This window comes from Kitasatospora sp. NPDC001539, assembly GCF_040298565.1.
Taxonomy (GTDB): Bacteria; Actinomycetota; Actinomycetes; order Streptomycetales; family Streptomycetaceae; genus Kitasatospora.
In genome coordinates, this window is the sequence record NZ_JBEPAK010000058.1 from 1 (window position 1) to 13,385 (window position 13,385).

A 13,385-nucleotide genomic window follows, 5' to 3' on the forward strand; every position below is an offset into this window, starting at 1 on the left:
TGCACGCCGCTCCACTTGCGGGCGGAGGAGAAGGGCATCGCCTCGATCACCCGCCAGCCGTCGCCGCCCGGCCCCGGGCCGTCGCCCCGCCCGTAGGCAGCCGGATGTGGTGCTCGAAGGCGCCGTCCGAACCGAACCGGTTGCCGGAGGCGATCCGGATCCCGGCACGCTCCCCGGCCTGGGCGAGCGCGGCCCCGGACAGCCCGTCGGTGGACACCCACAGGGCCAGGCCGCCGGGCGGCATCCGGAAGCGCCAGCGGGGCAGGTGCTCGGGCAGGGCGGCGGCGAAGGCGTGCGCGGTGGCCCGCAGCCGGTCCAGCTGGTGCGTGCGGACGGCCGGCAGGGGTTCGTTCAGCAGCTCGGCGGCGATCAGCTGGTCGAGCACCGGGGTGCCGACGTCGCTGTAGACCCGCTCGGTGGCCAGTCGCCGGACGAGCGCGGGAGCGGCCCGTACCCAGCCGATCCGCAGGCCGCCCCAGAGCAGCTTGCCGGCCGAGCCGACGGTGACCACCTGGGCGGAGCGGTCCAGTGCCGCCATCGGGCGTGGCAGCGGCGTGGACTCCGGTACGCCCCAGCCGAGTTCGGCGGTGGTCTCGTCCGCCAGCACGATGCTCCCGGCGGCCCGGGCAGCGGCCAGCAGCTCACGGCGCTGCTGCTCGCCGATCAGCGCGCCGGTCGGGTTGTGGAAGTCCGGGATGACGTAGGCGGCCTTCGGCGCGGCTCCCCGCAGCACCCGCCGCCACTCACCCAGGTCCCACTGCGGCTCCTCCGGGTCCTGCGGCCCCGCCTGTTCCGCCGGCTCCCGGCGGAACGGCGGCGGGGCGTAGGGCACCGGCACCAGGCGCGCCCCGCTGAGGCGCAGGGCCTGCAGGGTGTGGGCGTAGCTGGGGGCCTCGACGGCGACCCGGTCGCCGCGGCCGATCAGGACGCGCTGGACGAGGTGCAGGCCGCCCATCGCGCCGGTGGTGACGAGGATCTGGTCGGGGGTGGTGGGCAGTCCGCGCTCGGTGTAGCGGCGGGCGACGGCCTCGCGCAGCACGGGGACGCCGGTCGGGTAGTGGCCGTGTCCGGTGGCGTAGTGGGGGAGCAGCTCGACGGCCCGGGCGGCGGCCCGGCCGAGCCAGGGCTGCGGGGCGGGCAGGGCGGCGACGCCGAGGTCCAGGATGCTGCCCTGCTCGTCCGGCGGGACGGGGTGCAGGGCGTCGCTGGGTGGCGGGGCGCCCTCGGGCAGGGCGGTCCAGCTGCCGGAGCCGCGGCGGCTGAGCAGGTAGCCGTCGCCGCGCAGGGTCTCGTACGCGGTCGCGACGGTGGTGCGGCTGAGGTCGAGGGCGGAGGCGAGTTCGCGTTCGGCGGGCAGTCGGGCGCCGACCGGCAGCCGGCCCTCGGTCACCAGGAGCCGGATCTGCCCGGCCAGGGTGCGGTAGGCGGGGCGGCGCGCGGTGGCCGGCTCGGGGAGCCGGGCGGTGGCGAGCAGCCGGGCCAGTGCGGGCGGGGTGACGGTGGTGTGCCAGTCGGCCATGGCGCTGATCAGTCCAGTTGCTCGGGATTGGCCCTGTTGGGGGCCTCATTGGCCGGTTCATCATGTCAGGGCGGCCGTCGAGCCGCCACCGCCGGGGCCGCCCCGGGGTGCGGCACCACCCGCAGGAGCACCATTGGCCACCACCGACGCCACCCCCTCGACCGCCCCGGCCCCGGTCACGTCGACCCCGGCCGCCCGGCCCTCGACCACCCGGACCACCCCGACCACCTCGACCACCCGGACCACCGCGACCACCCGGACCACCGCGACCACCCGGACCGCCACGGCCGGCTCCGGCCCGCTCGTCCGCGTCCTGGGCGACACCCACGCGCTGGGCCGCCGGCTCCCGCAGCTCTTCGCCGGCCTGGGCCTGTACGGCGCGAGCATGGCGCTGATGCTCCGCTCCGGCCTGGGCCTGGACCCGTGGGACGTCTTCCACCAGGGCCTCCAGCGGGTCCTCGGCCTCACCGTGGGTGCCTGGGTGACCATCTGCGGGGCCCTGGTGCTGCTGCTGTGGATCCCGCTGCGCCAGCGCCCGGGCCTGGGCACCGTCGCCAACGTGCTGATGATCGGCGCGGCCATGGACCTCACCCTGAAGCTGGTCGGCGCCCCGCAGGGCCTGCCCGCCCGGATCGCGCTGATGGCCGGCGCGATCGTGCTGAACGGCCTGGCCTCCGGCCTCTACATCGGCGCCCGCTTCGGGCCCGGCCCGCGCGACGGCCTGATGACCGGCCTGCACCGGCGCACCGGGCGCTCGCTGCGGCTGGTCCGCACCGGGATCGAGGTCACGGTGCTGGTGGCGGGCGTCCTGCTGGGCGGCACCGCCGGGGTCGGGACGGTCGCGTACGCGCTGGCCATCGGCCCGCTGGTGCAGCTGTTCCTGCGCTGGTGCACCGCGCCCGCGGCCCCGGAGACCGCCCCCGCCGCCCCGGACACCGCGGTGCAAACGCCCCGGAAGGGATGAACTTCCGGGCACGGAGTTGCCGCGCGTCGTTGCCGCTCGTCGCGCTCCGGGGGCGGAACCTCGTAAGGTCGTCTCCGTGTTGGACGAGATGCGGATACGGGATCTTGGGGTCATCGACGACGCGGTGGTCGAGCTGGCCCCCGGCTTCACCGCCGTGACCGGTGAGACCGGCGCCGGCAAGACCATGGTCGTGACCAGCCTCGGCCTGCTGCTCGGCGGCCGCGCCGACCCGGGCCTGGTGCGCAACGGCTCCGCACGCGCCGTCGTGGAGGGCCGACTGGAGCTGCCCGCGGACTCCCCGGTGGCGGCCCGCGCCGTCGAGGCCGGGGCGGAACTGGACGACGGAGCCCTGCTGATCAGCCGGACCGTCTCCGCCGAGGGCCGCTCCCGGGCGTACGTCGGCGGACGGGCCGTGCCGGTCGGACTGCTCTCCGAGCTCGGCGAGGACCTGATCGCGGTGCACGGGCAGACCGACCAGCAGCGGCTGCTGCGCCCCGCCCGGCAGCGCGGTGCGTTGGACCGCTACGCGGGCGAGGCGGTGGCCGAGCCGCTGGCCCGCTACCGGGAGACCTACCGCGCCCTGCGCGAGGTCTCGGCCACCCTGGAGGAGCTGACCACCCGGGCCCGCGAGCGCGCCCAGGAGGCCGACCTGCTGCGCTTCGGCCTGGACGAGATCGCCGCAGCCGAGCCGGTGGCCGGGGAGGACGTCGAGCTGGCCGCCGAGGCCGAGCGGCTCGGCCACGCCGACGCGCTGTCCTCCGCCGCGACCCTCGCCCACGCCGCCCTGGCCGGCGACCCGGCCGACCCGGAGGCGCTGGACGCGGGCACCCTGCTCGCGCAGTCCCGCCGGGCCCTGGACGCCGTGCGCCAGCACGACGAGCGGCTCGCCGGCCTCGCGGACCGGCTGAACGAGGTCGGCTACCTGCTCGCCGACGTGGCCGGGGACCTGGCCGGCTACGCCGACGACCTGGACGCCGACCCGGTGCGGCTGGCGGCGGTCGAGGAGCGCCGGGCCGTGCTGGCCCAGCTGCTGCGCAAGTACGGCGGTGAGGAGGGCACCCTCGCCGAGGTGATCGCCTGGGCCGAGGCCGGGGCCGCCCGGCTCGCCGAACTCGACGGCGATGACGACCGGATCGACCAGCTCGGTGCCCAGGAGACCGAGCTGCGGGCCGAGTTGGCGGAGCTGGCGGCCGAGGTGTCGGCCGCCCGGCAGGCCGCCGCGGGGCGCTTCGCCGAGGCCGTCTCCGCCGAACTCGCCGAGCTGGCCATGCCGCACGCCCGGGTGACCTTCTCGATCACCCAGGTCGAGGACCTGGCCGGGATCGAGGTGGACGGCCGTACCGTCGCGTACGGCCCGCATGGCGTGGACGAGGTCGAGGTGCTGCTCGCCCCGCACCCGGGCGCCCAGCCGCGCCCGATCGCCAAGGGTGCCTCCGGGGGTGAGCTGTCCCGGGTGATGCTCGCCGTCGAGGTCGTATTCGCCGGGGCCGACCCCGTCCCCACCTACCTGTTCGACGAGGTCGACGCGGGCGTCGGCGGCAAGGCCGCCGTCGAGATCGGCCGCCGGCTGGCGAAACTCGCCGAGAGCGCGCAGGTCGTGGTGGTGACCCACCTCCCGCAGGTCGCCGCCTTCGCGGACCGGCACCTGGTGGTGGAGAAGACCCACGACGGCACCGTGACCCGCTCCGGCGTCAAGGTGCTGAACGACGAGGAGCGGGTGCGCGAACTCTCCCGGATGCTGGCCGGCCTGGAGGACTCGGAGCTGGGCCGCGCCCACGCCGAGGAGCTGCTGGCCACCGCCCGCGCCCCCCGCCAGCCCTAGGAACCGTCCGGCGAGGACCCGCCGGACCGACCCCGAGCCGGCCCCTCCACCGGGTCCGGCGGACCTCGCGGCAGGACGACGCGCCCCGGCGGCGCCGACTGTCCAAGAGGGCCGCCGACCTGGCATGGTGGCGGCTGGACACTGGCTTTCCAGTCCCGAGCGCCGCCGGGCGGGCAACCCTCGCGAGGCGGCACGCGAACCTGATCGAGTCGGAGCGAGACGACGTGGACCATTCCGCCGCCCGGGCCACCGCGGCCGCCCCGGAACCGGGGCAGCTGCGCGTGGTCCTCGTCCTGGCCGCCAGCACCGGCGGCATCGGTGCGCACGTGCGCTCCCTGGCCCAGGGCCTGGTCGCGCACGGCGTGATCGTCACCGTCTGCGCGCCGGCCGGCACCGACGCGCTGTACGGCTTCTCCCGCACCGGCGCCCGGTTCCACACCGTCGACATCACGCCCACGGCGGGCGCCCGCAGCGACGCCACCGCGATCGGCGAGCTGCGCCGGGCCTTCACCGCCGCCGACGTGGTGCACGCCCACGGGCTGCGCGCCGGGCTGCTCTCGGACCTCGCGCTGCGCACCGCGGGCCGCTTCCCGGGCCTGCGCCCGGAGACGCCGCTGGTGGTCACCTCGCACCACGCGCTGCTGGCCACCGGCATGGAGCGCCGGCTGCAGCGGCTGATGGAGCGCCGGGTGGCCCGTGCCGCCGACCTGGTCCTCGGTGCCTCCTCGGACCTGGTCGCCCGGGCCCGGGAACTCGGCGCCACCGACGCCCGGCTGGGCCCGGTGGCCGCCCCGCCGATGCCGGAGGGCCGGCTCGGCCGCCCCGAGGCGCGGGCCGCGCTGCTCGGCGACGGCCCGGACCGGCCGCTGGTGCTGGCGGTGGGCCGGCTCGTCCCGCAGAAGGCCTTCGGGCTGCTGCTGGACGCCACCCGCGAGCTGTCCTCGCTCGACCCGGAGCCGCTGGTGCTGCTCGCCGGGGACGGCCCGGAGGCGGCCCCGCTGCGCGAGAGAGTGACCGCCGAGAAGCTGCCGGTGCGCCTGCTCGGCTACCGCACCGACGTGCCCGACCTGCTGGCCGCCGCCGACGTGGTGGTGGTCCCCAGCCGCTGGGAGGCCCGCTCGCTGGTGGTCCAGGAGGCGATGCGGGCCGGTGTGCCGGTGGTGGCGACCGCCGTCGGCGGCATCCCCGAACTGGTCGGCGACGCCGCCGCGCTGGTGCCCCCGGGCGATCCGGCGGCGATCGGCCGGGCGGTGCGCGACCTGCTGACCGACCCCGCCCGCCGCGAGGAGCTGGTGGCGGCCGGCCGGCAGCAGGCCGAGACCTGGCCGGACGAGGCCGCCACCGTGGCTCAGGTGCTCAGCACCTACGACGAGCTCGTGCAGCGGGGCTGACGAGCTCGTGCGGCGGGGCCGGGGCGTGCGGCGGAGCCGGGCCGCGTCCTAGACGGTGGCCTGCTCGACCCGGTCGGCGGCCCGGCCGTCCGGCTGGGCCGACAGGTAGGCGGCGCCGGAGGCGGTCAGCCGCAGGGCGGTGTCGATCAGCGGCACGTGGCTGAAGGCCTGCGGGAAGTTGCCGACCTGGCGCTTGAGCCGCGGGTCCCACTCCTCGGCGAGCAGGCCGAGGTCGTTGCGCAGCGACAGCAGCCGGTCGAACAGCTCGCGGGCCTCCTGCACCCGGCCGATCATGGCGAGGTCGTCGGCCAGCCAGAAGGAGCAGGCCAGGAAGGCGCCCTCGTGGCCGGAGAGGCCGTCGACGTTGTTGCCGGACTCGTCGTGCGTCGGGTAGCGCAGCACGAAGCCGTCCTCGGTGGACAGCTCGCGCTGGATCGCCTCGATGGTGCCGATCACGCGCTTGTCGTCCGGCGGCAGGAAGCCGACCTGCGGGATGAGCAGCAGCGAGGCGTCCAGCTCCTGGCTGCCGTAGTACTGGGTGAAGGTGTTGCGCTCCGGGTCGTAGCCCTTGTCGCAGACGTCCCGGTGGATGGTGTCGCGCAGTTCGCGCCAGCGCTCCAGGTGGCCGTCGGCGGGGGCGTCCTCGGGGGTCTGCTCCAGCAGCTTGATGGTGCGGTCGACGGCGACCCAGGCCATCACCTTGGAGTGGACGAAGTGCCGGCGCGGGCCGCGGACCTCCCAGATGCCCTCGTCCGGGTTCTGCCAGTGGTCCTCCAGGTACTCGATCAGGCGCAGCTGGAGGTGGTGGGCGTGGTCGTTGCGGACCAGGCCGGTCATGTGGGCGAGGTGGAGCGCCTCGACCACCTCGCCGTAGACGTCGAGCTGGAGCTGCCCGGCGGCGCCGTTGCCGATGCGGACGGGCTGGGAGCCCTCGTAGCCGGGCAGCCAGTCGAGCGAGGACTCGGTGAGTTCGCGCTCGCCGGCGATGCCGTACATGATCTGCAGGTTCTCCGGGTCGCCGGCGACGGCCCGCAGCAGCCACTCGCGCCAGGCCTTGGCCTCCTCGCGGTAGCCGGTGCGCAGCAGCGAGGAGAGGGTGATCGCGGCGTCGCGCAGCCAGGTGTAGCGGTAGTCCCAGTTGCGCTCGCCGCCGATGTCCTCGGGCAGGGAGGTGGTGGGGGCGGCGACGATGCCGCCGGTGGGGGCGTAGGTGAGGCCCTTGAGGGTGATCAGCGAGCGGACCACGGCCTCGCGGTAGGGGCCCTGGTAGGTGCACTGGTCGGCCCACTCGTGCCAGAAGTCGGCGGTGGCGTCGAGCATCGCCTCGGCGTCCGGGACGGCCGGCGGGTCGAGGTGGGAGGCCTGCCAGGTGAGGGCGAAGGCGATCCGCTCGCCGGCTTCGACGGTGAAGTCGGCGTAGGTGGTGAGGTCGCGGCCGTAGGTCTCGGAGTCGCCGTCCAGCCAGACCGAGTCGGGGCCGGCCATGGCGACGGTGCGGTGGGTGCCGTCGGCCTGCTCGATCCGGTGCACCCAGGGGACGATGCGGCCGTAGGAGAAGCGCATCCGCAGCGCCGAGCGCATCCGCACGGTGCCGGCCACGCCCTCGACGATCCGGATCACCTGGGGAACGGCGTCCTTGCCGGCCAGCGGGCGCGGCGGCATGAAGTCGATCACCCGGACGGTGCCGCCCTGGGCGTCCCACTCCTGCTCCAGGATCAGCGAGTCGCCGCGGTAGCGGCGCCGGTCGGCGGGCACGGCGGGGGCGGCGGCGGTGGGCGGGGGCACGCGCAGGTCGGCGGGGGTGGCGATGCGGACCCGGCCCGCGGGGGTGGTGGCGGTGGCGGCGGGCGCGGGGACCTCGGTCAGGACGGCTTCGGCCGGGCCGATCCGCCAGAAGCCGTGTTCATCGGTGCCCAGCAGGCCGGCGAACACGGCCGGCGAGTCGAAGCGGGGAAGGCAGAGCCAGTCCACCGCCCCGTCCCTGCTGACCAGGGCAGCGGTCTGCATGTCCCCGATGAGTGCGTAGTCCTCGATACGGCCGGCCACGTGGATCTCCAGTTCGCAATGTGGTCAGGGCATCGGCGAACGGGGGAGCGAGCGGTCTGCGGGGCCGGGGGTCCACCCCGGGACGTCCGGTCCGCCGGGGGGTGGTGGCGGGCCTTGCTGGAGTGTCCGCGCGGGGCTCGGTGGAGCCCCTGAGGTGGGTGGGGGGAGCTGGAAACGGGGAGGTCCGGTCGCGCATCGGGGACCGGGAGTGTCCCTGACCCTCCCACGCCCTCCGCGTGCTCGTGCTGTCGCGATGCGTCCGTGCAGCTTACGACGGACGAAAGGGGCGAAGCACGCGGACGCAGCCTCGTGTGGCGCCGCAATTCGGCGGAAATGCCGTGCATCGCGGTGGCCGGGCGCAGGATGGCACGGAAGGATCACCTCCGGGTGGCCGTAACGGAGGGGCCGGCATGGCCCGGACGGAGGCCTGCGCCTGGCCCGGTCCGGCCGGGTGGCGCGACCGGTGTGACTCCTGCGGCGCATGATGCGCCGGTGGTGCGCGGGGCGCACGCTCCCGGAGCGCCGGGCGCGGGCCGAACGGCGTCCCGGCCGGGTCACTGATACCCTGGTATCCCGTGGACCGGCGGGATCAAACGCCCCGGACCAGCCGAACCGACGACCCTTCGAGAGCCGAGCACAGAGCCGGCCTCCCGTCGCCCGGCGAGCCGAGAGCCTCCCGCCCACGTCACCTTCGACACGCGACCCACGGGAGCCCCCTCTTGGCACAGCCCCATTCCGGCAAGGCAGCGAACGGCCGCGCCGTGACGACCAAGCACCTCTTCGTCACCGGGGGTGTCGCCTCTTCGCTCGGCAAGGGCCTCACCGCCTCCAGCCTCGGCGCGCTCCTCAAGGCCCGCGGCCTGCGCGTGACGATGCAGAAGCTCGACCCGTACCTCAACGTGGACCCGGGCACCATGAACCCGTTCCAGCACGGCGAGGTCTTCGTCACCGACGACGGCGCCGAGACGGACCTGGACATCGGCCACTACGAGCGGTTCCTGGACACCAACCTGCACGGCTCGGCGAACGTCACCACCGGCCAGGTGTACTCGACCGTCATCGCCAAGGAGCGCCGCGGCGAGTACCTGGGCGACACCGTCCAGGTCATCCCGCACATCACCAACGAGATCAAGTCCCGGATCCGCCGGATGGCGACCGAGGACGTCGACGTGGTGATCACCGAGGTCGGCGGCACCGTCGGCGACATCGAGTCGCTGCCGTTCCTGGAGGCCGTCCGCCAGGTCCGCCACGAGGTCGGCCGGGACAACGTGTTCTTCGTGCACGTCTCCCTGCTGCCGTACATCGGCCCCTCGGGCGAGCTCAAGACCAAGCCCACCCAGCACTCCGTCGCCGCGCTGCGCAACATCGGCATCCAGCCGGACGCCATCGTGCTGCGCGCCGACCGCGAGGTCCCGCAGGCGATCAAGCGCAAGATCTCGCTGATGTGCGACGTGGACGAGGAGGCCGTGGTCGCGGCCATCGACGCCAAGTCGATCTACGACATCCCGAAGGTGCTGCACGGCGAGGGCCTGGACGCCTACGTGGTGCGCCGCCTCGACCTGCCGTTCCGCGACGTCGACTGGACCACCTGGGACGACCTGCTGCGCCGCGTCCACGAGCCGCAGCACATCGTCAAGGTCGCCCTGGTCGGCAAGTACATCGACCTGCCGGACGCCTACCTGTCGGTGACCGAGGCGCTGCGCGCCGGCGGCTTCGCCAACAACGCCCGGGTCGAGATCAAGTGGGTCACCTCGGACGACTGCGAGACCCCCGAGGGCGCCCGGGCCCAGCTCGGCGACGTGGACGCGATCTGCATCCCCGGCGGCTTCGGCGACCGCGGCGTCAACGGCAAGGTCGGCGCGATCACCTTCGCCCGCGAGAACAAGGTCCCGCTGCTCGGCCTGTGCCTGGGCCTGCAGTGCGTGGTCATCGAGGCGGCCCGCAACCTGGCCGGCCTGCCCGAGGCCAACTCCACCGAGTTCGACCCCGCCGCCAAGCACCCGGTCGTCTCCACCATGGCCGAGCAGCTGGCGATCGTCGACGGCAAGGGCGACCTGGGCGGCACCATGCGGCTGGGCCTGTACCCGGCCAAGCTCGCCGAGGGCTCGATCGTGCGCGAGGTCTACGGCGGCGAGCAGTACGTCGAGGAGCGCCACCGCCACCGCTACGAGGTCAACAACGCGTACCGCGCCGACCTGGAGAAGACCGGTCTGCAGTTCTCCGGCCTCTCGCCCAAGGGCGACCTGGTCGAGTACGTCGAGTACCCGCGCGAGGTGCACCCGTACCTGGTGGCCACCCAGGCCCACCCGGAGCTGAAGTCGCGCCCGACCCGTCCGCACCCGCTGTTCGCGGGCCTGGTCAAGGCCGCCATCGAGATCAAGACCGGCGTCTCCGAGTAGTTCCTCTCCTCGGCCCCGGTCGTTCACCGGACGGCGGTCCCGCCATTCCCGCGGGGCCGCCGTTCGGCGTTAGATTGTGTCGTACTGACGAAAAGGGGAGAGCGATGGACGAGCAGAGCGACCTGGTGATCACCGACACGGCCGAGGAGTGGGAGGTCCGCGGCAGCGCGACGCCGTTCCAGGGCAAGGTCACCGGGGTGCGCAGCGAGGAGGTCCGGATGCCCGACGGCAGCTGGGCCCGCCGCGACTACCAGACCCACCCCGGCTCGGTGTCGGTGCTCGCGCTGGACGACCGGCAGCGGGTGCTGATCCTGCGCCAGTACCGCCACCCGGTCCGCCAGCGGCTGTGGGAGCTGCCGGCCGGCCTGCTCGACGTGCCCGGCGAGAACCCCTGGCGCGCCGCGCAGCGGGAGCTGTTCGAGGAGGCCCACTGCAAGGCCGACACCTGGCGGATCCTCGTCGACTACTACACGTCCCCGGGCGGCACCGACGAGGCGCTGCGGATGTTCCTGGCCACCGACCTGTCGGCGGCCGAGGGCGAGCGCTACGAGGCCGAGGGCGAGGAGCAGGAGATCGAGGTCGCCTGGGTCCCGGTGCCCGAGCTGATCCGGCTGATCCAGGCCGGGCGGCTGCACAACCCGACCCTGGTCATCGGCACCCTCGCCGTGCACGCCGCGCTCACCGGTCCGGACGGCCTGGACGCGCTGCGCCGACCGGACTCGCCGTGGCCGGCCCGCCCGTTCGAGGCGTGAGCGAACAGCGGCGGGAAAACCCCTCCGAGGCGTGGACGAACGACCCGGCTTGATGCCTTGGGGTGATTTGCCGGTTCGTACGACCGGATGTCACCTCAATCGAGCCCGGCGGTCGAACTACGCTTCGCAGGGAGGGCGCCCGTGCCGGGCCGGCCTCCGCCGAGCGCCGGCCCCTGAGCAGCCGGACGCCGGGCGCGGGAAGACGTCGGGAGTGGCACGGGTGGCGAGGAAGACGGCGACGATGGATCCCGGCACCGACGCGCGGGTCGGTGCCGTCCCCGGTCTGGAGCGGCTGCCGGCCGGGCCCGCGCTGTTCGTCGGACGGCGCGCAGAGCTCGCCGCGCTGCGGGCCGCCGCGGCCCGTCCGGTGAGCGGCCGCTGCCCGGTGCTGGTGGTGGCCGGGCGCCCCGGCTCCGGTCGGACCGCCCTCGCCGTCCGCTTCGCCCGTACCGTCGCGGCCGACTACCCGGACGGCGTGCTGTTCGCGCGGCTGTCCGCCCCCGACGGCGGCAGGGTGCCGCCGGGCCGGGCGGCCAGGGTGCTGCTGGAGCAGCTCGATCCGCAGGCGGCCGTGCCGCTGCCCGGGATCGTGGAGGACGGGCGCGACGAACCGGGCTGCACCGCGCTGCGGGAGGCGCTCGCCGGGCTGCGGGTCCTGCTGGTGCTGGACGACGTGCGGGACGCCGGACAGGTGTGGCCGCTGCTGGCCGACGAACCCGGCTGCCTGGTCCTCGCCACCACGGCGGGGCCGCTCACCGGGATCGAGGACATCGACCCGGTGATCCTCGGCGGGCTGGACCGGCAGGCCTCCGGCGAACTGCTGGCCGACCTGGTCGGCGGCACCCGGATCTCCTGCGACCCGGTCGGCGGGGCCGATCTGGCCGAGGCCTGCGCGGCCCGCCCGGCCGCCCTGCGGCTGATGGCCGGGTGGCTGCGCGCCAACCCGAAGACCGCGGTCACGGACGCGGCGCGGGAACTGAACCGGGTGGTCGGCGAGGAGTCCGCGGCCGCGGGCGGCGGCAAGGCGGGCAGGGCCGGCCGGACCGGCAAGGCCGCCAAGGCCGCCAGGGGCAGGTCCGGGGGCGAGGGCGCCGTGGCGAAGGAGGACCCGCGGCAGCCGGCCGAGGGCCAGGGCGCGGAGGCCGCCGCCGCGCCCGAGCCGGCCGGCGACCCCTCCACCTGGGTCAAGCCGGGGCCGGAGCCGGCCGAGCCGGTGCCCGTCCCCGACAACGACCCGCTGGTCGGCGCCTTCACCCTGGTCTACCGCACCCTGCCGGCCGCCCAGGCGCGGATGCTGCGCACCCTGACCCTGGCCCCGGCGCAGACCGCCGACCCGCGGACCGCCTCCGCGCTGGTCGGCTGCCCGGCCCCGGAGGCCGCCGCGACGCTGGCCGCGCTCGCCGAGCGGGAGCTGCTCGGCGAGGAGGCGCCGGCCGCCGACGGCACCCCGCGCTACCGGGTGCCCGGCCGGCTCTACCCGAGGCTGGTCCGGCTGCGCGAGCGGGAGGACCGGGCCGCCGAGACCGAGCTCGCCCGGGCCCGGCTGCTGGAGCGGCTGGTCCGGCTCACCGAGTCGGCCCGCGCGCTGCTCGACCCGTCCGGCGGCCCGGCGCCCGAGCCGCTGCCGGCCGCCCTGCGGCTGGACTCCGCCGCGCACGCCCGCGACTGGCTGCTCGGCGAGCGCGAGCTGCTGCTCGGCGCGGTGGCCGACGCGATCGGCCAGGGCGACCTGGACGGCTCGGCCGGGCGGCTGGTCACCGCGCTGCTGCGGTCGCTGCCGCTGACCGGCGCCGCCGCCCCCACCGACCTCTACCGGCTGCACGAGCTGGTGCTCACCGTGGCCGAGCGGCACGGCCGCCCCCGCCGGGCCTCGGCCGCGCTGCTCAACCTGGGCGACCTCCAGGCCGCGGCGGGCCGGTGGGAGCAGGCCGCGACCCACTACCGGGCCGCCCTGGAGCACGCCCGCACGGCCGGGGACGAGCCGCTCTGCGCCCGGGCCCTGGAGGGTGCGGCCGGCTGCCACCGGGCGCTCGGCGACGCGGTGCGCGCCGCCGACTGGTACGGGCGGGCGCTCGGCCTGCGGCAGTCGCTGGGCGACCAGGCGGCGGAGGCCCGGCTGCTGACCCGGCTCGCCGAGGCGCACACCGCGCAGCGCCGCTTCGAGGAGGCCGACCGGGAGTACCGGGCCGCGCTGGCGGTGCTGCGCCGGATCGGCGACGACCAGGGGCGGGAGGCCGTCGGGGCGGCCCTCGCAGACCTGCGGGAACGTGTCGACGCCGGGTGGTGACGGCGCTTTCGGAGGTATCGTCGGAAGTGCCCGGTTGTCACGCCTATGGCAGGTAGTAGCCGGTGGTAGCCTACGAACCTGCCAATGTGTTCGGCGAAATTATTCGATTTGGAAGGCTGACACGCCGCCTGGGCTTCATTACACTCGAACTCAGTCGCGCAGCGATCCCCTGCCCCGGGCTGCCCGGAGGCTTCCCCACGTGCGC

8 protein-coding genes are annotated in these 13,385 nt (G+C 75.4%); 6 read left to right on the forward strand and 2 right to left on the reverse strand.

Annotated elements, in window-relative coordinates; genetic code table 11:
- Positions 1-46: 46 nt before the first annotated feature.
- A complete protein-coding gene (gene yczR / locus ABT247_RS12345) occupies positions 47-1,519 on the reverse strand; it encodes a MocR-like transcription factor YczR (RefSeq protein WP_350741721.1) in 1,473 nt (490 codons plus the stop codon).
- A 313-nt stretch (positions 1,520-1,832) separates the two neighbouring features.
- Here yczR and yczE point away from each other — a divergent pair, with 313 nt between their 5' ends.
- The 3 genes from yczE (at position 1,833) to ABT247_RS12360 (ending at position 5,696) form a co-directional block, all read left to right on the forward strand.
- The gene (yczE, locus tag ABT247_RS12350) at positions 1,833-2,483 is read left to right on the forward strand and encodes a membrane protein YczE (RefSeq protein WP_350741757.1); all 651 of its coding nucleotides are present in this window, start codon (positions 1,833-1,835) and stop codon (positions 2,481-2,483) included.
- An 88-nt stretch (positions 2,484-2,571) separates the two neighbouring features.
- Positions 2,572-4,305 (forward strand): DNA repair protein RecN, encoded by a 1,734-nt coding sequence (recN, locus tag ABT247_RS12355; RefSeq protein ID WP_350741759.1) that lies wholly within the window; start codon positions 2,572-2,574, stop codon positions 4,303-4,305.
- A 224-nt stretch (positions 4,306-4,529) separates the two neighbouring features.
- The gene (locus ABT247_RS12360; RefSeq protein WP_350741723.1) at positions 4,530-5,696 is read left to right on the forward strand and encodes a glycosyltransferase family 4 protein; all 1,167 of its coding nucleotides are present in this window, start codon (positions 4,530-4,532) and stop codon (positions 5,694-5,696) included.
- A 48-nt stretch (positions 5,697-5,744) separates the two neighbouring features.
- Here ABT247_RS12360 and ABT247_RS12365 read toward each other — a convergent pair whose 3' ends face one another.
- Positions 5,745-7,742, reverse strand: coding sequence for a glycoside hydrolase family 15 protein (locus tag ABT247_RS12365; protein WP_350741725.1), 1,998 nt, complete (start codon positions 7,740-7,742; stop codon positions 5,745-5,747).
- Positions 7,743-8,461: 719 nt separating this feature from the next.
- Here ABT247_RS12365 and pyrG point away from each other — a divergent pair.
- The 3 genes from pyrG to ABT247_RS12380 all read left to right on the forward strand — a co-directional run bounded on the left by pyrG (position 8,462) and on the right by ABT247_RS12380 (position 13,180).
- The gene (gene pyrG, locus ABT247_RS12370) at positions 8,462-10,141 is read left to right on the forward strand and encodes a CTP synthase (protein ID WP_502892438.1); all 1,680 of its coding nucleotides are present in this window, start codon (positions 8,462-8,464) and stop codon (positions 10,139-10,141) included.
- Between the two features lie 104 nt (positions 10,142-10,245).
- Positions 10,246-10,893, forward strand: a complete 648-nt coding sequence (locus ABT247_RS12375; protein ID WP_350741727.1) for an NUDIX domain-containing protein — start codon at positions 10,246-10,248, stop codon at positions 10,891-10,893.
- Positions 10,894-11,134: 241 nt separating this feature from the next.
- The gene (locus ABT247_RS12380; protein WP_350741729.1) at positions 11,135-13,180 is read left to right on the forward strand and encodes a tetratricopeptide repeat protein; all 2,046 of its coding nucleotides are present in this window, start codon (positions 11,135-11,137) and stop codon (positions 13,178-13,180) included.
- The last annotated feature ends 205 nt before the right edge of the window (positions 13,181-13,385 follow it).